We start from the raw sequence: 18,264 nt of genomic DNA on the forward strand, positions 1-18,264 counted from the left end.
AGCTCGGTCCCGGGGATCCTCTAGAGTCAGCAGGGCGGCGGACGGTTCAGCCCACTCGATCCGGGCGATGCCATCGATCTCTGACCCACCGTGAACGCCGGATGCCGCGCCTCCTGGTCACTCCAGCGGGCGCGGCATCCGTTCGTGTGGGCCGATCAGGCCTCGGCGTCGTGGTCGGTCTCGAGGAACGCGACGAGCGTGTCGAGCGCGGCATCCGCGCCCTCGCCCTCAGCCTTGAGCGTGACGACGGTGCCCTGTGTGGCGCCGAGACCCATCAGCGTGAGGATGCTGCCGGCGTTGAGGTCAGGACCGCCCTCGACCGCGATCGTCACGGGGACGCCGGTCTGCTGAACCGCCTGCACGAAGAGCTTCGCGGGGCGCGCGTGCAGTCCCGAGCTGCTGGCGACGGTGGCCTGGCGTTCTGCCATGGGATCCTCCTTGGATCGGTCGTATTCTTCTGTCTTCGAGCCTAGGCGCTGACGGCTTCGGGAGAAACCGCGGCAGCGCCGGAGATACCCTCGTCAACGCCCGACCCGCGGCGCGCGAAGCGCTTGAGGGCGACGACCGAGAAGGCAGCGACGACCGTGCCCGCGGCGATGGCGACGAGCCAGAGCCAGAAGTTGTCGATCGCGAAGAAGACGAAGACGCCGCCGTGGGGTGCCTTGCTCGTGACGGCGAAGGCCATCGAGAGGGCACCGGTGACCGCGCCGCCGAGCATCATCGACGGGATGACCCGGAAGATGTCCGCCGCAGCGAACGGGATCGCACCCTCGGAGATGAACGCCGCGCCGAGCAGCCACGCCGCCTTGCCGTTCTCTCGCTCCGGCTCGGTGAAGAGCTTGCGATCGATGACGGTCGAGGCGAGGGCCATCGCGAGCGGCGGCACCATGCCGGCGGCCATGACGGCGGCCATGATCTGCAGGTAGCGCTCGTCACCGGCGATGCCCGCGGCCAGGTTGCCCGTCGCGAACGCGTAGGCCACCTTGTTCACGGGGCCGCCGAGGTCGAAGCACATCATGAGGCCGAGGATGATGCCGAGGATGATCACACCGGCTCCGGTGAGGCCGGACAGCCAGTCGTTGAGCGCCTTGGTCAGCCACGCGATCGGTCCACCGAGGACCAGCAGCATGAGCCCGGAGGCGAAGATCGAACCCAGCAGCGGGATGATCACGACGGGCATCAGGCCACGCAGCCAGCGCGGCACGTCCAGACCGTTCAGCCAACGTGCGGCGACACCGGCGAGCAGACCGCCGACGATACCGCCGAGGAAGCCGGCGCCCATGAAGCCCGCGACGGCACCCGCCACGAAACCGGGTGCGATACCGGGGCGGTCGGCCATGCCGTACGCGATGTAGCCGGCCAGTGCCGGCACGAGGAAGCCGAATGAGAGCGCACCGATCTTGAACAGCACCGCGCCGAGGTAGACGATCAGCGATGTGTCGCCGAGGTTCCACAGCGTCGACGCACCGAGGATCTTGTCGGCGTCGAACGCGATCGTATAGCCGCCGAGCAGGAAGCCGAGTGCGATGAGCAGACCGCCGCCCGCGACGAACGGGATCATGTAGCTGACACCGGTGAGCAGGGCACGCTTGATGCTCGCGCCGTACGACTCCCCCGCACCGGACGTCGAGGTGGATGCGGCGGCTGCCGACCCGCTGACGCGCGTCGCGTTCGGGTTCTTGGCGGCGGCGATCGCCTCGGCCACCAGCTGCGCCGGCGCCTCGATGCCGCGCTTGACGCTGGCGCGCACGACGGGCTTGCCCGCGAAGCGCTGGGGCTCGCGCACGTCGACGTCGACGGCGAAGATGACGGCATCGGCCGCTTCGATGATCTTCGGGTCGAGAGCCTTGTAGCCGCTGGAGCCCTGCGGCTCGACGATCAGATCGACCCCGTCCTTGCCGCCCTGCGCGGTGAGCGCGTCGGCGGCCATGAACGTGTGTGCGATGCCGGTGGCACAGGCGGTGACGGCGACGATACGCGCCGGCCGGCCGTCGATCAGGTGAGCGCTGTCGGCCGCAGCCGCCGGAGCCGGCGTCGCCGCGGCGGGAGCACCGGTGCCCGACACGGCTGCCGTCACGAGGTCGACCACTGCTTCAGGCGTCGCCGCGGAGCGCAGCCCGGCGGTGAAGTCCTCGCGCATGAAGCTGCGGGCCAGTTGCGACAGCACCGCCAGGTGCTCCTCGGCCGCGGTGTCGGGAGCCGCGATGAGGAAGACGAGGTCGGCCGGGCCGTCGTCGGCGCCGAAGTCGATACCGGGCTTCAGACGCGCGAACGCGAGCGTCGCCTCGCGCACCGCTGCGCTCTTCGCGTGCGGGATCGCGATGCCGCCCGGGAGGCCGGTCTCGTCCGTCAGCTCGCGCTTCCAGGCGTCGGCGGCGAGGGCTGCGGCATCGGACGCCCGTCCCGCAGCCGCTACGCGGGCGGCGAGGGCGTCGATGACGGCCCGCTTGTCGGTGCCGAGCGACTCGTCAAGGCTGACGAGCGCCGGCGTGATGATCTCTGACACGGTGACCTCCAGTGGTCGTTTGGGTTCAGGGTGGGTTTTCAGAGAGCGAGGCTCCGCACCGGCACGTCGCCGGGGAGGAGATCGGTCGGGGTGGGGGCCTGTGTGCCCGGCAGCGCGGCCGCCGCCGATCCGTAGCGGATGCCGCTGCGCACCCGCTCGTCGGGAGCAGCCCCGGCGACGTCGGCGAGCAGGAAGCCGGCCAACGAGCTGTCGCCCGCACCCACGGTGCTGCGCACGCGCGTGGGCGGAGGGGTGCCGAACCAAGCTCCGTCGGCGTCGACGAGCACGGCGCCGTCACCGCCGAGCGTGACGAAGGCGGCACCGACGCGGGTAGGGACGAGCTCGCGTGCGACGGCGAGGACGGCCTCGGGCAGGGGAAGATCCGCATCGAGAGCGACGCCGGCCAGCTCCACCAGCTCCTCGTCGTTGGGTTTGATGAGGTCGGGCAGCCCGCGCTCCACGACGGCGCGCAACGCGGCTCCCGACGTGTCGACCGCGACGCGGGGAGCAGACGCTCCGGCCGCGCGGACGGCGCCGATCACCTCGACGTAGAAGTCCTCGGCAAGGCCGGGGGGAAGCGATCCCGCCAGCACGAGCCAGTCGGCGCCGGCCGACGCGCGCACGGTCGCGTCGATGAGCGTCGCCGCGTCTTCGGCGGTGCGCGTCACCCCCGGAAGGTTGATCTTGGTCGTGACACCCTCGCGGTCGGTGAGCGTCAGGTTGGCGCGGGCCACCCCCGGCAGCGGCACGGCGAGCACCGGCACATGCGCGGAGCGCAGAACAGCCGCGAACGGGTCGTCGGCGTCCAACGGGAGGACGGCGCGCGTGGCGACGCCGGAGCCGGCCAGCACACGGGTGACATTGATGCCCTTGCCCCCGGCATCCTCGCGGACCGAGAGCGCAGACTGCACTTCGCCCGCGCGGAGGGCGTCGGCCAGCGTCACGGTGCGATCGAGAGACGGATTGGCGGTCAGGGTGACGATCATGCGATCCACACCTCCACATCGGCGTCGCCGAGGGCGGCGACGAGGTCGGCAGGGGGCTCGGCGTCGGTGACGAGGATGTCGAGATCGGCGAGGCGACCGAACGAGACGAGGAGCTCGCCGTCAAACTTCTCCGCGTCCGCGAGCACCACGATGCGACGCGCCGATGCGATGACGGCGCGCTTGACGGCGGCCTCGTCCGGGTCGGGCGTGCTGAGTCCGAAGGACGCCGACAGTCCGTTCGTTCCGATGAAGGCGAGGTCGGGACGAAGGCGCGTGATCGCGTCGACCGTCTGCGCGCCCACCGCGGCGGCCGTCAATCCGCGGACACGACCGCCGATCGCGGTGAGGTTCAGCGCCGACGCGCCCGCGAGCAGGTGTGCGACCGTCATGGAGTGCGTGACCACCTCGAGCGGGTGCGAACTCGTGCTGCGCTGAGCCAGCAGACCCGCCAGAGCGGCCGTGGTGGTGCCGGCATCGATGTAGACCGAACCGTCGCCCTGGGTGCCGATGGCATCCAGGGCGCGTGCGGCGATCGCGAGCTTCGCGTCGGTGCGTCGCTGCGTGCGCTCGACGAAAGATGTCTCCGCGGTACTGACGCGGGTGCGGGCGACGGCTCCCCCGTGCACGCGGCGCACGAGACCCGACGACTCGAGCTGATCGAGATCGCGGCGCACCGTCTCGGTCGTCACGCCGAAGCGGCGAGCCAGATCGACGACGACGACCCGACCCTCAGTGGTGATCAGCTGCTCGATGAGCTGCTGTCGCTCCGTTGCGTACACGGTTCCTCCTTGAATAGCCACACGTTACAACACAAACACAGATGCATCAACACCCCTGCCGGGAAAAACCACATCACGCGCAGAAGGGCCCCGATCCGAAGACCGGGGCCCTTCTGCGCGCGGTGCGCGGAGGGATGCGGAGGCTCAGGCCTCGCTCATCACCGTGACTTCCTGCTGACCACGGGCGGCCAGAGCGGCCGCGCGTGCGGCGATGCGACGCTCCTGCTCGATCTGACCGGCGTCGAGGGTCTCCTGGTCGACGGGGTAGCTGTCCACCTTGTTCACGCCGTTGTACGTGGCGATGTACGCGTCCAGTTCGGGGCCCGACTCCCACGAGGTGATGAGGCAGTACCGGGGCTCCGTGCCGTAGTGGGCGGCGGCGTGCCACAGTCGCTGCGTGTCGACGATGAGCTGCGCGCCGGCGGGCAGCGCGATACGCGTCTCTTCGCTCGGATCGGTGCGGTTCTCACGCAGGACGAAGTAGCTCGTGGTGTCATCCGTGAGGTTGAAGAAGCCACGCACCACCCAGCCCGTGCCATCGGGGTTCAGGCGGTTGTTGTCGTCCTGGTGCAGGTTGTAGAGGCAGTCCGCATAGGTGTTCGGCTGCAGCTCGATGATGCGGCAACGACCGACGTTCGCTCCCGGCTCCTGCGCACGCGCGGTCAGCGTCGGCGCGATCGCTGTCTGCGAGTCGATCCAGACCCCGTCCTTGTCGGTGCGCGGCGGCTTGTGGTTCCAGAAGCCGTTGCACTCGATCTCGCCCTTGGCGGAGGCCAACGGTGCGAAACGGGTGTCGCCCGAGGACTTCCAGTCGACGTATTCGACGTCGAGCCACTCCTTGGGATCGATCTCTTTGTTGTAGCGGTCGAGGACGACGTATCCGGTCTCCTCGAGAGCCGCGCTCTTGATGTAACCCATGACGGATTCAACCTTTCTGCCGGACAAGCGAAGTTTTTACAGGCCCGACTGAGGCAAGCCTACAGAGCGGCGATGCGAACGCGATTAGACTCGACGGCGGTCATCGAGAGCGAGCGCGGAGGCGACACGAACAGCATGAACAGCCCTACGCATCTCGCCTCCTCGGTCGCAGCGACACACGTCTCGGCCACCGCTGTGTCGACGATCGGCTGGCTCTCGGCATCCGAGACGACCATCGTGGTCCCGGTCTACCAACGCCAGTATCGATGGGATATCGGCGGGTGCGAGCAGCTGCTGGCGGACGTGCGCGCCGTTGCGGATGCCGGCGCCGGACAGACGCACTTCATCGGTTCGATCCTGTCCACGGCGTCGAGCACCTCTGACGACGACGCGCATCTGGTGCTCATCGACGGACAGCAGCGCATCACCACTCTGATGCTCCTCGTGGCCGCCCTGCATCACACGCTGCGAGACGACGACCCCGACCTCGCCGCCGAGCTCGAGCGCGTCCTCGTGCGCAGCGAGGATCCGACCCGCACCAAGCTGCGTCCGCACCGGGCGTGGGCCGATGTCTTCGAGAGCGTCGTGCTCGGTCGCCGAGAGGCGGGTGAGCAGATGCGCGAGTCCCGGTTCGACGACAACTACGCGTTCTTCCGCAGCCAGATCCGACCCGACGAGGCTGCCGACATCTGGCGCGGTCTGCAGCGCCTCGAGCACGTCTCGATCACGCTGGGCGCCGACGCGAACGCCCAGCAGACCTTCGAGAGTCTCAACTCGACCGGCGAGCCGCTGCGCGATCACGAACTCATCCACAACTACGTCCTGATGGGGCTCTCGCACGCCGAGCAAGGTGAGATCGAAGACGAGTACTGGATGCCGATCGAGCACGACACCGGCGAGCAGATCGGCGATTTCTGGCGCCACTACCTGGTCATGCTCACCGGGCGAGAGGTCACCGTCGCCGGCGAGCGGGGCGTCTACGACACGTTCCGTGCCCAGTTCCCCCGCTTGGACCTCGCGACGCTGCGGGAGCGCGCCGGACAGTGGCGCCGGTATGCCGGCATCTACCGGATCCTCCTCGACCCGTCCCGGGCCGACGATCCCGTCATCGCACGTCAGCTGACCTACCTCAATACCTTCGGCCGGGGGATGTACCCCCTGGCGCTGCGTCTGCTCCACGAGCACGGCGAGGGAGACCTCAGCGCCGCCGACCTGCTCGTCTCGCTGGAGCACGTGCAGTCGCTTCTGCTCCGTCGCACCGTCGTCGGTGTGACCACCGACCGCCTGGTCGCGCGCCTGTGTCGGGCCGCCACGCTGTCCCGCGACGCCCTGGTGCACGCGATCGCCCGCATCACGCCGTCGGACGAACGCACCCGGGTGGGCCTGAAGTACACGGAGCTGCCGTACCCCGCGTATGTGCTGAAGCGACTGGCGGGCGACATCGACGTTCCCGGCATCGGCGTCGAGCACATCGCCCCTGCCGCGCCCTCCGACGACTGGACGCCCGACGGCATCCGCCGCTGGGCCGACCTCTCCGACGACGAGCAGAACAGCTTCCGTGCGCTGGCGCCCACGCTCGGCAACCTCACGCTGCTGGAGGATTCGCTCTTCGAGCGGGCGTTCGACGCCTCGTTCCCGCAGAAACGCGCGGTGTACGACGAGAGCGCGGTCGACATCACCCGGGCGATCACCGACACCGGCTCGTGGAGTACGGCTGCCATCGCCGCCCGCACGCAGGCGTTGACCGAGCTGTTCCTGCAGGTATGGCGCCGCCCCGCCGTCGTCAGCATCGACGACGACAATCTCACGCCCATCCTCGACGCCGTGAAGCGGCGCGGTTGGCCGCGGGGATGGCAACGCGAGTTCGACTACGTCGAGTTCCGCGGCGAGCACTGGGAGGTGCCGGACATCCGCTACCTCTTCAACCGCATCTTCAAACGGCTGTGGGCCGACTCGCGCCAGAGCGTCATCGATTTCAGCGCGCGACGGGGCGGTCCCGTCTATCCCGCGATGGCGTGGAACGGCCAGTGGGACGAGCTGGGCGAGGGGCGCTACCTCTACATGGGGTGGGACTCGAAGTACATGCTCACCGCGGTGCAGGGCGTGCTCGACGAGGCCGGATGGGCCTCGGAGGTGTTCGTCAAGTACTCCTACATCGGCAATGCGATGAAGTGATCGGAGCCCTCATGCCTCGCCGATCGACGACGCCTCGCCGCTCCCGCACTGCGCGGGGCACAGCACGCCGCTGGCGCGACGTCCGGCGACAGGTCGACGCCCTCGACGTCGCGACCTTCGCGGCGGTGGCGCGCACGCGCAGCCCGCTCCTGGACACGACGATGCCGGCGCTCACACGTGCCGCCGACCGCTCGGTGCTGTGGATGGCCGTCGCGGGTCTGCTCACTCTCCTCGCTCGTGGGCGCGGCCGGCGCGCCGCGGCGCGGGGACTGGCGGCCATCGGGGTGACGAGTCTTCTCGCGAACCAGGTCTCCAAGCGCCTGCACCGCCGCCCTCGACCGTCCATCACGCAGGTGCCGACGAGGCGGCTGGCCCGGCGTATTCCCGACTCCACCTCGTTTCCCAGCGGTCATTCGGCCAGCGCCATGGCCTTCGCCGCGGCCGCATCTGCCGAGATGCCCGCGTTGACCGTTCCCTTGCGTGCGCTCGCGGGGCTGGTCGGGTTTTCCCGTGTCGCCACCGGAGCTCACTACCCGTCGGATGTGGCGGCAGGCTTCGCCCTCGGCGAGGCGATCGCCTGGCTGACCACTCGCGCCGTGCCGGTCGAGCGCGTCAACCCCCTGCAGGACGCGCTCGCTGTGCACGCCGGCACTCCGCGCCCGGACGGTGCCGGGATCGCGCTGGTGATCAACCCGCGCTCGGGTTCCGGGCGTGCGGGGCGCATCCTTCCCGCCGTGCGCCGCGCCCTCCCCCGCCTGCGGGTCGTCGAGCTCGGCGCCGGCGACGACTATGCAGAAGTCATCCGCGCGACGGCAGCCGACTGCGACGTCCTCGCCGTCGCCGGCGGGGACGGCACGGTGCAACAAGCCGCGGACGCCGCCCGCGAACGCGGCATCCCGCTCGCCGTGCTGCCGGCAGGCACGTTCAATCACTTCGCCAAAGACCTCGGCATGTACCCGCTGTCGACGGCGATCGCGGCGATCCGGGCGGGCACGGTCGCGAAAGTCGACCTCGGGGAGGTGAACGGCAAGATTTTCGTGAACACGGCCAGCGTCGGCGCGTACACCGATTTCGTGACGATCCGTGAACGCTACGAACACCGCATCGGCAAGCCGCTGGCCGCGGTCGTCGCCGCCGTCACGACACTGGGGGCCGCTCGGGCCGTCCGGGTCCGGGTACGTGACCTCGACGGTGAAACAGTCGACGCCCGCTTCAGTCTTCTCTTCCTGGGCAACGGAAGGTACGAGCCGCGGGGGTTCGCTCCGGTGCACCGGGCCACGCTCGACGATGCGCGACTGGATCTCCGCGTGCTCGGCGTCTCGCGTCTCGGCTCCCGCGCGCGGATCTTCGTCGATCTGTTCACCGGACGGATCTCCCGCAACCGTCGCTACCAGGAGTTCTCGGATGCCGAGTTCGACCTCGAGCTGCTGGGTGGCCCGTATCGCATCGCCCGCGACGGCGAGCTCGGCGAAGAGGTCGATCGCCTCCGTGCTCGTGTGCTGCCCCGCGCCCTCACCGTGATCGCTCCGGCAGCCTCCGCCCGCTGACGGCGCGATCGTCACCATTGACACGGCTCACGGGGGCTCGCAGCCGCCGGCGCGGCGCTACGCTCGCGTCATGGAAGCGCCTGTCGACTGGCCGGCACGACTGCGGAAGCTCGATGCCGAGGAGTGGGCGCCGGTGGTCGAGGCGGCATCCGGGCTCCCCGGTCCCCGCGCCAACCTCCGCCTCGTCGCGGCTGCGGCCGCGATCGCGGGGGCTCGGGAGATCGATGCCCTGCTGCGATCCGGAAGCGAGTCGCAACGATGTGCGCCGCCGCGGCAATCGCCCGCCGCGCCGGGGATCCCCAGGAGCAGGCACGTGCACGCGACCTGGCGTGCGACGGACGGTGGCGTGTTCGTGAAGGCGTCGCCATCGGACTTCAGCTGTGGGGCGATGTGGAGCCGAACGCGATGGCCGAGGTGGCCACGATGTGGGCGCGCGATGCCCATCCGCTCGTTCAGCGCGCCGCCGTCGCGGCGATCTGCGAGCCACGGCTGTTGACGTCGCCGCGCGAGGCCGCTCGGGCCGTCGCCGTCTGCGCGACAGCCACCGAGAGCCTCCGCTCGCTGTCCGCCGACAGGCGACGTGATCCGGACGTTCGTACCCTGCGCCAGACGCTCGGGTACGGCTGGAGTGTCGCGGTCGCCTCCGACCCCGCCCCGGGGTTGGCCGCGTTCCACGCCCTCGCGCTCGACGATCCCGACGTCGCATGGATCGTGCGGGAGAACCGCGCCAAGAAGCGCCTCGCCGTTCTGCTGACCCCGTCGCCGCCTCACGAGCACGCGTAGAGGGTGAATCCGAGCGCGCTCTCCTTCGACATCGAGGTCTTCCCCTGCCCGCCGCCCGCCGTCGACGGCCAGGAGCGCAGCGCGTGACACGACGCCGCGCGCACGGCGACCGCCACCGGATCGGTCTTCGGCGCGTGATCCTTCACGACGATCAGGTGCACGCCGGACGCGATACGCGCGCGGACCTCTGCCGCCGTGAACACCACGGCTTGACCGGAGTATCCACCGTCGGTGAGTACTTCGGTCCCGGTCGCGTCGATGACGGGAGCGGCGATGCTCCAAGAGTCCGTCAGGAACAGCGGGGCGCCGTCCACACCGCCGCCGGCAGCCCGCGCCGCCGTGACCAGTTCGACCAACGGGGGCGTGATTCCCGGGGAGCCTCCCCAGAGCTGCGGCGGTGACGGCACGAACGCCTGAGACGCCGACCCCGTCGTGGCCGACGGCTTCACCCCCACGTAGGCGTCTCCCCCGCTCCCGTCGCGTGAGGCATCGACGACCTGCGCAGAAAAGATCGCGGGTCCCGCCAGAACGGCGACCGCCGAGGCCACCACGATGCCGCGACCGAGACGTCGGCGCACGCTCGGCGACAGCGCCGCGGCGACCACCAGTGCGCACGTCACGCCAGCCACGATCATCATGGCGAGCGTCAGAGATCGCGGCATCCGTGACAGCGCGGACAGCGCGATGAACCACGCAAGCTGCAGCGTGACCAGAACGGGCAGCGCTGCGCGCGCCCACCCTCTGGCGTCGGCGCGGAGCCGAACCGCCTCGCTGATTCCGAGCGCGGCCAGGAGGGCGAGCTGGATGCCGATCGCCGACAGATATGCCGTGTGAGGCATGCGCGCCGCGGAGAGGATCGCGGCGCCGGTCGCGAGCCACACGACGAGCACCACGAATGTCGCCGGCCCCGCGCCCCATCCGACGGAGGGAGGAGCGGTGGCCCCCCGTCGCCGCCAGGCGCGTACCGCGACAGCGACACCCAGAACGATGCCGAACATCGCCGCAGGGTAGAGCCAGCCGATCTCACCGACATACGCGGGATCGATGAGCTTCGTCGCCGACGCTGCAGCGCCGGCAGCGCCGGTACCCGATCCGCTCCGCACAGCGCCGGCGATGGCGTTGGGAAACAGCCGATCGATGCCGTTGTATCCGAACACCATGGCGAAGACGTCGTCGTCGGTGGAGCCGTCCACGAAGGGTCGCGACCCCGCCGGAACCAATTCCATGGCGATCATCCACGACAGCGACGTCACCACCGTGCTCGCGAGAAGCACGCCGACGCGGGCGAGACGGCGGAGCCATCGGCCCTCGCCGACGATGGCCGTACCGATCACCAACGCGGGCACGATGAACCATGCCTGCATCATCTTGGCCTGGAAGCCGATGCCGATGAACACGCCGGCCCACACCAGCGGCCAGAGGCGGCTCGTCAGCGCCGCACGCTGCCACCAGAGCAGCGCAACGGCCAGCGACATCGTCAGCAGGCCGTCTTCCATGGGATGGCCGAACATCGACACGAAGATCGGCGTGGATGCCGCGGCTCCCGCAGCGATCAACCCGACGACGCGACCGCGCCAGCGCAGACCGATCACCGCGCAGACGAAGATCGTGACGAGCCCCTCGATCACTTGCGGAAGCGCCAGCGCCGACGTCGACATCCCGAACAGTCGCACGCTCAGCGCCTGCGGCACGGCGAAACCGCTCAGCTTGTCGAGAGTGACGGTGGCAGCCGGATCGAACGCGCCGAACAGCAGCGCCTGCCACGACTGCGACATCGACCGCGCCGACGCCTCGTAGAACGAGAAGTCACCCCCGCGCGCCAGGTTCCATGTCGTGAGCACGGCGAAGGCCAAGAGAATCGCGGCAAGCGTGACGCGCGCCCACCAGGGCTCTCGCCACCACCGCGAGAGGGCGGGTGTCATCGGCACGGGCCGACGCTAGGCGCGGAGCTTCGGCATCGGCTCGGCGACGGCTGAGCGAAGCCTATGAGCGGATTTCACCACTGGGCGTGGATGGCGTGGCGCAGACGACGGTCGTAGACATCGTGCACCGCCGCGTCGAACGCGGCGTACGCCTCGGGTGCGTCCAAAGACGAGGCTGCGGCGGCGTTCGCTGCGGCCTGCGCCGGCGTCCGCGCGCCGGGGATCACGGCCGTGACGCCGGGCTGCGCCACGGTCCACGCGAGCGAGGCAGCGGGCAGACTCACGCCCTCGGGCAGCGCGCCCGCGAGCTCCGCTGCTGCTGCCACCCCGGTCTCGAAGTCGACGCCCGAGAACGTCTCTCCCCGATCGAACGCCTGACCCTCGCGATTGTACGAACGGTGATCGGCGGCGGAGAAGGTCGTGGCAGTGGTGTAGCGGCCCGACAGCAGCCCGCTTGCCAGCGGCACGCGGGCGAAGACGGCCACGCCCGCGTCGGCCGCGGCGGGCAAGAACTCATCCAGTGGCTTCAGCCGGAACGGATTGATGATGATCTGCACATTCGTCAATCCGGGGCGGCGGAGGACGGACAGCCCCTGGTCGACCGTCTCGACCGAGGCGCCGTACGCAGCGATCGCGCCCGCGTCGATGAGGCGGTCGAGAGCATCGAAGGTGCGCTGGTCCTCGAGCACGGCGGTCGGCGGGCAATGCAGCTGAACGAGATCGAGGGTGTCGACGCCGAGGTTGCGGCGAGAGCGGTCGATCCACGTCCTGAAGTTCTCCGCCGTGTAGTTCTCGGCACGCTGCTCGTCGCGTCGTCCCATCTTCGTCGCGACGACGACGCCGTGCCCGGGCCGTGCGGCGAGGAAGCGGCCGATGATCTGCTCTGAACGACCGTCTCCGTAGACGTCAGCGGTGTCGAAGAGGGTGACCCCGGCGTCGACGGATGCCGCGAGCACGGCGGCCGCGTCCTCCTCCGAGACATCCCCCCAGTCCGCGCCCAACTGCCACGTACCCACACCGATCACCGAGACCTCACGGCCGGTGCGGCCGAGTGCGCGATGTGGGAGGGCGGAGCGTGCGGGAGCCATCCCTCGAGCCTATCGGCGCACGCTGCGGGGACGAGGTCGATTCAGACGATCCCGCCGATCATCGCGTCGCGGCGCAGCTGCTCGTGCGTCGCGTGGAACGTGCCGTCCGCCGTCCACCAGGCCTCGTGGCCCGCGGCATCCGGGTGTTGCTCGACGACGGCCGGCCAATGCGCCTTGATGTCTTTGAGGTAGTACCGGATCTCGCCGCCGATCGTGCGCTTGTCGACCTTGTCGGAGGCTTCGAGCTGGCTCTGCGTGGGTTCAGTCATGCCCAGAGCATAGAGAGCGTCCCTGCCGCGCGCGAGGGGTCAGCCCGCCAGAGACGTGCCGCATTCCGCGCAGAACTTGGCACCGGCGGGGTTGTCGGCACCGCAGCCGCGGCACGCCGCGACGACGGCGAGCGGTGACCCGCACTCGCCGCAGAACTTGCCTCCGTGGGACTGCGCACCGCACGCTGCGCAGCGCGGCTGCGCCTGCGTCTTCAGATCCATTCCGCCGAGGAGGTCGACCGTCTCGAGTCGCTCCTGCATCTGCCGGCGGCGCGCCTCGGCCTGCAGCTGGGCCAGTTCCTCCGTCGCGATCGGGGAGCACCGAACACACTGTCCGACGGCGTCGTTCCAGCACACGTCACCGCACACCCAGTCGCTGCACGCCCGGCACTGATGAAACCTCGGCGCGATCTCTGCCGTTGCGGCGCGCAGCGCCTCGTCTTTCGCGGGCGAGTTCGTGCCGCGGTCCAGGAGGCGATCGGCGATGGAGCTGATCTCGTACAGCGATCCGCCGAAGAGGTTGCCCAGTCCCCGGGCCAGCTTCTGACCGGCCGCACGCGGGTCGCGACGGAAGGCCGAGCGGTAGCCGTTTCCGCAACGCTCGCAACGGAACTCGAACTGATAGCCGTCGGCGTTCGACAGATCGTTGAAGTTGTCGGTGAAGGGGACGAGATCACTCACGTGACGTTTCCTGTTCGTGTCGGATGCGCTGGGCATCGGAGGGGACGGGAGCGGATGCCGAGCTGAAGACCAGATCGATGAGGGGGGCGAAGTCGTAGTCGGCGGCGAAACGGGGGGCCTGCATGAGCAGCAGCGTGTTGATGAGCATGCCGCGGGCCATGAACGCCCACATCTCCATGTCGGAGGCACCCAGCTCGCGCAGCGCGCGATAGACCTCCTGGAACATCCGGCGGGACTCCTCGCCGATGGCGGGCTCCGCCGTCGCCGCAGAGAAGGCGTGAGCCCACACCAGGACGGCTTCAGGACGGGCGCGCACGAGATCTCGATAGGCGGCGCCGACGCGCTCGGCATCGAATCCGTCGCCGGCGACGCGACCACGCGATGCGGATTGGAACGCCGCGAGGATGGCCGCCGCGGCGTGTGCGTGCGTGCGCAGGAAGAGCTCTCGTTTCGACCCGAAGGTGCGGATGACGTAGGGCTGCGAGACACCCATCGCCTTCGCGACCTCGTCGGTCGACGTACCGAAGTAGCCGCGCGGCGCGAATGCCCGGACCGACGCGTCGAGGAGTTCCTCGTTGCGCGCGGGCGGACGTCGGCCGGTCGCCATGCAGGTTTCCTCTCGGGCACGGGTGTTATCGCACGATAACACGGACGCCGAGCGCGCTCCGACCGAAAAAGCAAGAGCCCCGGTTACCGCTGTGACGCGGATCTCCGGGGCTATCTGTCTTGCTGGGGTACCTGGACTCGAACCAAGAACAACTGAACCAGAATCAGCCGTGTTGCCAATTACACCATACCCCAGGGGGTGACGACCGAAGTCGTACCGAGGGTCTAGCTTAGCCCACGCGCGGACCGAGTCCAAACCAGCCGGACCACGCATTGCCCCGACGCCGGGCAGCTCGGACACTGAGCCGTGTGAAATCCCCGTTGCTCCTGCCCGCGACGGCCATCGCCGTCCTCGTGCTCGCCGGCTGCGCGGCCTCGCCCGCATCGACGCCGTCCACCGAGAACGACGCCGGTCCCACCGCCGAGGCCGGCACACCGGCGGCCGTCGGCGGCGGTCAGCTGTTCGGCTGCACCGACGCGATGATCTCGTTCATGGACGCCAACGGCTACCTGAATCCCACTCCCGCCGACCCCACCCGGTTCGTCTTTCCGGAAGCGGGAAAGCCCGGCGCCTCGCCGGCCTGCTACGTCGAGGACGACTACGGCGGAACAAAGCGCAAGGGAGCGATCTTCGTCGGCGACGCGGACGCCGCCATCGCGCAGATCGGCGCCACGCTGACGGCCGCGGGGTACCAGCAGAGTTCCGGCTACGGCGCCTACATCTGGTGGCTCGACGGTGAGGACGCCAGCTCAGCTCGGTACGCGGTGGGGGCCGGTCCCCAACAGATCGACGGCCAGAACGTCATCTGGGCGACGTGGGCGTCGGACTGACGGGCGCGATCCGGGCGATTTCATAGGCCGCACAACGACGCCGCTGGTGAAGCGGTCCTACGGTGACCGTTGTGACCGCGCTCCCCGCCTCCCCCGCCGCCGCCTTCTCGCCCGTCCACACCGCCGCGATGACCCGGCGGCGGATGGGCACGCCGTGGCACTGGTCCCTCCTCTTCATGGCAGTCGCGGCCGCGATCCTCACAGCCTGGGGCGTCGGGGGTTCGATGTCCGACTACTACGCGTCGATCGCGCTGTCGATGAGCCGCAGCTGGCCGAACTTCTTCTTCGGCTCGTTCGACCCGGCCGGAACGATCACCCTGGACAAGATCCCCGGTTCGTTCTGGATCCCCGCCCTCACCGTACGCATCTTCGGCTTCTCCCCCGCCGCGGTCATCATTCCGAACGCTCTGGCCGCGGCGGTCGCGGCCGTGGTGACCGCGATCACCGCACGGCGATGGGCGGGCATCACCTCGGGCCTCGTCGCCGGGGCGGTCGTCGCCACGACGCCCATCCTGGTCGCGGTCGCGCGCTCCAACCAGCCAGAGACGTTCTTCGTGCTCGCCCTCGCCTTGACGGCGTGGGCAGCGACGCACGCGTTGCGCCGGGCCAGCTTCGGATGGCTGGTACTTGCGGGCGTGTTCATCGCCGCCGGCTTCCAGACCTACATGCTCGAGGCGTGGGCGGTCTGGCCTGCACTCGCCGTCGCCTATCTCTGCACCCGACAGCCGTGGTGGCGCCGGGTCTGGCACGTCGCCGTGTCCGCAGCGCTCAGCCTCGTGCTGTCGCTGGGCTGGATCATCGCGGTCTCGCTCGTTCCGGCATCCGACCGCCCCTATATCGGCAGCACGTTGACGAACAATCCGTGGGAGATGGTGTTCGGCTACAACGGACTCGGCAGGTTCGGCTCCACGACCGCCGACAGCGCGGCCTACCGCTCATTCACTCCGCCGTTCTCGGGAACGCCCTCTGCCGTGCGGCTACTGAACGGTTCGCTGGCCGATCAGATCGGGTGGTTGATCCCGACCGCAATCCTCGCCATCGTGATCCTCGCGGTCCTTCGTTTCCGCCTGCCGTTGCTGCTGTTCGGGGCCGTGTGGTTCGTCACGTTCGCCGGAATGTTCTCGCTCGTGGCCGGAATGCACCAGTTCTACACCGCCTCGATGGCCATCCCGATGGCGCTGCTGACCGGCGCCGCGTTCGCCTGGGCGCGGCGACGCCGCATCCTGTGGGCGCAGATCGCACTCCCGGCTGTCGCGGCCACGACGGCGCTGATCATCAGCCTGAGTGTCGCCTCCGACCGCGGAGCCGCATTCTCACTGCCGATCGCGGTGGCACAGGTTCTCGTCGCCGTCGCCGCGGTGGCAGCCGTCGTGGTGGACCACCGTCGGGCACACCCGCGGCTGCTCACTGCCGTCGTCGCTGCGATCGCCATGCTGCTGACGCCGGCGAGCTGGGCCGTCGTGACGATGTGGTCGCCCAACTCGACCAACCCGACCGCGGCCGGCGTCGCCAGTGTGTCCGGCATCGGCGGTGTCGGCGGCTTCGGAGGGTTCGGACCCGGTACCCGCGGCGGCGCACCGGGAGCAACAGGCCTCGGCGGACCCGGTTCGGGGGCCTCCGGATCCGGGAGCGGTGCCTCGGGGCCGCTCGGGGCGGGGCACCGCGGGGACGGGTTCTCGCGGTCCGGCGGACAGACCGGAGCCTCAACCGACGGAGCACGCGAACGTTCCAGCGCGCAGGGCACGGGCACTCGCAACTCCGGCGGTTTCGCCGCTTCGTCCGGCGAGGCGGGCACAGGCGCCGCCGCTACCGTGGCCTGGCTGACGGAGCACCAACAGGGCACCGCGTACCTCGCCGCGACCTTCGGGGCGCAGAGCGCAGCCTCGCTCATCCTGGCCTCGGACGGCGGGTCGTTCCTGCCCATCGGCGGCTTCGACGAGCGTGATCCGGCACCGACGCTCGCGGCATTCCAGACGCTCGTCGCCGACGGGAAGCTGCGGTACGTGATCGGCGGCAACGGGGGCTTTGGCGGTGGCGGAGGCCCATCGGGCGGGCTCGGCGGCACCGACACCGCGAGCACCGCGGCCGGTCAGATACGCACGTGGGTCGTGGCGAAGTGCACCGAAGTCATGGACGCCCCGATGTCAGGCCTCTACTCCTGCGGCGCATGATGGGCTGCGACAGCTGTCTCAGCCGAGGTGCTGAACGAGTGCGCCGAGGCGGCGCACCGATGCGGACTTGCCGAGCAGCTCCATCGATTCGAACAGCGGCGGCGATACGCGTCGTCCGCTGACGGCAACCCGGAGTGGGCCGTAGGCGACTCGCGGCTTCAGCCCCAGACCGTCGATCAGCGCCGCCGACAGCGCATCCTGCACCGCCGCAGCGGTGAATCCGTGCTCGGGTACCAGCTCGAGTGCTCCCACGGATGCCACGAGTACCTCTCCCGCATTGGCGGGCAGACCCTTCAGCGCATCGTCTTCGTACACGACATCGTCGCGGAACAGGAAGCCCAGCAGCCCGGCCGCCTCACCGAGCAGCTGCATGCGCTCCTGCACGAGAGGCGCGGCGGCATCCAGTGTCGCCTGCTGCACGGCGGTGGGCGGATTCTCGATCAGACCCGCGGCATGCAGATACGGAACGAGCCGGGCGGCAAAGTCCTCGGCGGCGAGCATTCGGATGTGGTCACCGTTGATCGACTCGGCCTTCTTCTGGTCGAAACGGGCGGGATTGGGGTTCACGTCGACGATGTCGAACGCGGTGACGAACTCCTCGAGAGAGAACACGTCCCGATCCGCCGCGATCGACCAGCCCAGGAGCGCGAGGTAGTTCAACAGCCCCTCGTGGATGAAGCCTCGCTCACGATGGAGGAACAGGTCGGCCTGGGGATCGCGCTTGGACAGCTTCTTGTTGCCGGTCTCGCCGAGGACGAGCGGCATATGACCGAATCGGGGCATGAAGTCGGTCACACCGGCCTCGATGAGCGCACCGTAGAGGGCGAGCTGACGCGCCGTCGAGGGCATGAGGTCCTCGCCGCGGATCACGTGGGTGATGCCCATGAGCGCGTCGTCCACCGGATTGGTGAAGGTGTAAAGCGCCTGGCCACCGGCGCGCACGACGACGAAGTCGGGGAAGGAGCCGGCAGGGAACGTCACCTCGCCGCGGATGAGGTCGAC

General features: G+C 69.6%; 16 protein-coding genes and 1 tRNA gene. 5 read left to right on the forward strand and 12 right to left on the reverse strand.

The genetic code is table 11. The features are described 5' to 3' along the window. Nucleotides 1–155: 155 nt before the first annotated feature. The 5 genes from I5I_RS07635 to I5I_RS07655 all read right to left on the reverse strand — a co-directional run bounded on the left by I5I_RS07635 (nucleotide 156) and on the right by I5I_RS07655 (nucleotide 5,189). On the reverse strand, nucleotides 156–428 hold the full coding sequence (locus I5I_RS07635) for an HPr family phosphocarrier protein (protein ID WP_036318222.1): 273 nt from the start codon (nucleotides 426–428) through the stop codon (nucleotides 156–158). Between the two features lie 41 nt (nucleotides 429–469). After that, entirely contained in the window at nucleotides 470–2,506 is a 2,037-nt protein-coding gene (locus I5I_RS07640) for a PTS fructose transporter subunit IIABC (protein ID WP_036318223.1), read from the reverse strand. Between the two features lie 38 nt (nucleotides 2,507–2,544). After that, nucleotides 2,545–3,492, reverse strand: coding sequence for a 1-phosphofructokinase family hexose kinase (locus I5I_RS07645; protein WP_036318224.1), 948 nt, complete (start codon nucleotides 3,490–3,492; stop codon nucleotides 2,545–2,547). Then, complete coding sequence (locus tag I5I_RS07650) at nucleotides 3,489–4,271, reverse strand: DeoR/GlpR family DNA-binding transcription regulator (RefSeq protein WP_036318225.1); 783 nt, start codon at nucleotides 4,269–4,271, stop codon at nucleotides 3,489–3,491. Before I5I_RS07650 ends, I5I_RS07645 begins: the two co-directional genes overlap by 4 nt. Before the next feature lie 144 nt (nucleotides 4,272–4,415). Further along, the gene (locus I5I_RS07655) at nucleotides 4,416–5,189 is read right to left on the reverse strand and encodes a hypothetical protein (RefSeq protein ID WP_036318226.1); all 774 of its coding nucleotides are present in this window, start codon (nucleotides 5,187–5,189) and stop codon (nucleotides 4,416–4,418) included. A gap of 135 nt (nucleotides 5,190–5,324) precedes the next feature. Here I5I_RS07655 and I5I_RS07660 point away from each other — a divergent pair, with 135 nt between their 5' ends. The 3 genes from I5I_RS07660 to I5I_RS07670 all read left to right on the forward strand — a co-directional run bounded on the left by I5I_RS07660 (nucleotide 5,325) and on the right by I5I_RS07670 (nucleotide 9,694). Next, nucleotides 5,325–7,364 (forward strand): DUF262 domain-containing protein, encoded by a 2,040-nt coding sequence (locus I5I_RS07660; protein ID WP_036318234.1) that lies wholly within the window; start codon nucleotides 5,325–5,327, stop codon nucleotides 7,362–7,364. A gap of 11 nt (nucleotides 7,365–7,375) precedes the next feature. Then, nucleotides 7,376–8,911 (forward strand): bifunctional phosphatase PAP2/diacylglycerol kinase family protein, encoded by a 1,536-nt coding sequence (locus tag I5I_RS07665; protein WP_036318235.1) that lies wholly within the window; start codon nucleotides 7,376–7,378, stop codon nucleotides 8,909–8,911. Between the two features lie 258 nt (nucleotides 8,912–9,169). Then, nucleotides 9,170–9,694 carry a HEAT repeat domain-containing protein gene (locus I5I_RS07670; RefSeq protein WP_239640054.1) on the forward strand — a complete coding sequence of 175 codons (525 nt, stop codon included), beginning with the start codon at nucleotides 9,170–9,172 and terminating at the stop codon, nucleotides 9,692–9,694. Here I5I_RS07670 and I5I_RS07675 read toward each other — a convergent pair. The 6 genes from I5I_RS07675 to I5I_RS07700 form a co-directional block, all read right to left on the reverse strand. Then, nucleotides 9,679–11,616, reverse strand: coding sequence for an ArnT family glycosyltransferase (locus tag I5I_RS07675; RefSeq protein ID WP_036318227.1), 1,938 nt, complete (start codon nucleotides 11,614–11,616; stop codon nucleotides 9,679–9,681). The two genes, I5I_RS07670 and I5I_RS07675, sit on opposite strands and share 16 nt — an antisense overlap. Before the next feature lie 74 nt (nucleotides 11,617–11,690). Next, complete coding sequence (locus I5I_RS07680; protein WP_036318228.1) at nucleotides 11,691–12,704, reverse strand: aldo/keto reductase; 1,014 nt, start codon at nucleotides 12,702–12,704, stop codon at nucleotides 11,691–11,693. Nucleotides 12,705–12,745: 41 nt separating this feature from the next. Beyond that, a complete protein-coding gene (locus tag I5I_RS07685; RefSeq protein WP_036318229.1) occupies nucleotides 12,746–12,973 on the reverse strand; it encodes a hypothetical protein in 228 nt (75 codons plus the stop codon). A 39-nt stretch (nucleotides 12,974–13,012) separates the two neighbouring features. Further along, on the reverse strand, nucleotides 13,013–13,654 hold the full coding sequence (locus I5I_RS07690; RefSeq protein WP_036318230.1) for a zinc ribbon domain-containing protein: 642 nt from the start codon (nucleotides 13,652–13,654) through the stop codon (nucleotides 13,013–13,015). Then, on the reverse strand, nucleotides 13,647–14,261 hold the full coding sequence (locus tag I5I_RS07695) for a TetR/AcrR family transcriptional regulator (protein WP_051039534.1): 615 nt from the start codon (nucleotides 14,259–14,261) through the stop codon (nucleotides 13,647–13,649). Before I5I_RS07695 ends, I5I_RS07690 begins: the two co-directional genes overlap by 8 nt. A gap of 122 nt (nucleotides 14,262–14,383) precedes the next feature. Next, nucleotides 14,384–14,455: transfer RNA gene (locus tag I5I_RS07700), tRNA-Gln, on the reverse strand. Between the two features lie 114 nt (nucleotides 14,456–14,569). On the opposite strand from I5I_RS07700, the gene I5I_RS07705 reads away from it, so the two are divergent. Together I5I_RS07705 and I5I_RS17780 are read left to right on the forward strand one after the other, a co-directional pair. Beyond that, nucleotides 14,570–15,091 (forward strand): hypothetical protein, encoded by a 522-nt coding sequence (locus tag I5I_RS07705; protein ID WP_036318231.1) that lies wholly within the window; start codon nucleotides 14,570–14,572, stop codon nucleotides 15,089–15,091. Nucleotides 15,092–15,162: 71 nt separating this feature from the next. After that, complete coding sequence (locus tag I5I_RS17780) at nucleotides 15,163–17,262, forward strand: ArnT family glycosyltransferase (protein ID WP_275574462.1); 2,100 nt, start codon at nucleotides 15,163–15,165, stop codon at nucleotides 17,260–17,262. Nucleotides 17,263–17,280: 18 nt separating this feature from the next. On the opposite strand, the gene I5I_RS07715 is transcribed toward I5I_RS17780, so the two are convergent. Further along, nucleotides 17,281–18,264 (reverse strand): glutamate--tRNA ligase (locus I5I_RS07715; RefSeq protein WP_036318233.1); only part of this gene is annotated, 984 nt, incomplete at its 5' end.

Origin of the sequence: Microbacterium sp. B24 (genome assembly GCF_000333415.1) — a bacterium.
Classification (GTDB): Bacteria; Actinomycetota; Actinomycetes; order Actinomycetales; family Microbacteriaceae; genus Microbacterium.

What these genes read in the sequence shown, in the direction of transcription:
- I5I_RS07635 (WP_036318222.1), bottom strand. Translation starts at nt 428, where the DNA reads ATGGCAGAACGCCAGGCCACCGTCGCCAGCAGCTCGGGACTGCACGCG.
- I5I_RS07645 (WP_036318224.1), bottom strand. Translation starts at nt 3,492, where the DNA reads ATGATCGTCACCCTGACCGCCAATCCGTCTCTCGATCGCACCGTGACG.
- I5I_RS07655 (WP_036318226.1), bottom strand. Translation starts at nt 5,189, where the DNA reads ATGGGTTACATCAAGAGCGCGGCTCTCGAGGAGACCGGATACGTCGTC.
- I5I_RS07660 (WP_036318234.1), top strand. Translation starts at nt 5,325, where the DNA reads ATGAACAGCCCTACGCATCTCGCCTCCTCGGTCGCAGCGACACACGTC.
- I5I_RS07665 (WP_036318235.1), top strand. Translation starts at nt 7,376, where the DNA reads ATGCCTCGCCGATCGACGACGCCTCGCCGCTCCCGCACTGCGCGGGGC.
- I5I_RS07670 (WP_239640054.1), top strand. Translation starts at nt 9,170, where the DNA reads ATGTGCGCCGCCGCGGCAATCGCCCGCCGCGCCGGGGATCCCCAGGAG.
- I5I_RS07675 (WP_036318227.1), bottom strand. Translation starts at nt 11,616, where the DNA reads ATGACACCCGCCCTCTCGCGGTGGTGGCGAGAGCCCTGGTGGGCGCGC.
- I5I_RS07680 (WP_036318228.1), bottom strand. Translation starts at nt 12,704, where the DNA reads ATGGCTCCCGCACGCTCCGCCCTCCCACATCGCGCACTCGGCCGCACC.
- I5I_RS07685 (WP_036318229.1), bottom strand. Translation starts at nt 12,973, where the DNA reads ATGACTGAACCCACGCAGAGCCAGCTCGAAGCCTCCGACAAGGTCGAC.
- I5I_RS07695 (WP_051039534.1), bottom strand. Translation starts at nt 14,261, where the DNA reads ATGGCGACCGGCCGACGTCCGCCCGCGCGCAACGAGGAACTCCTCGAC.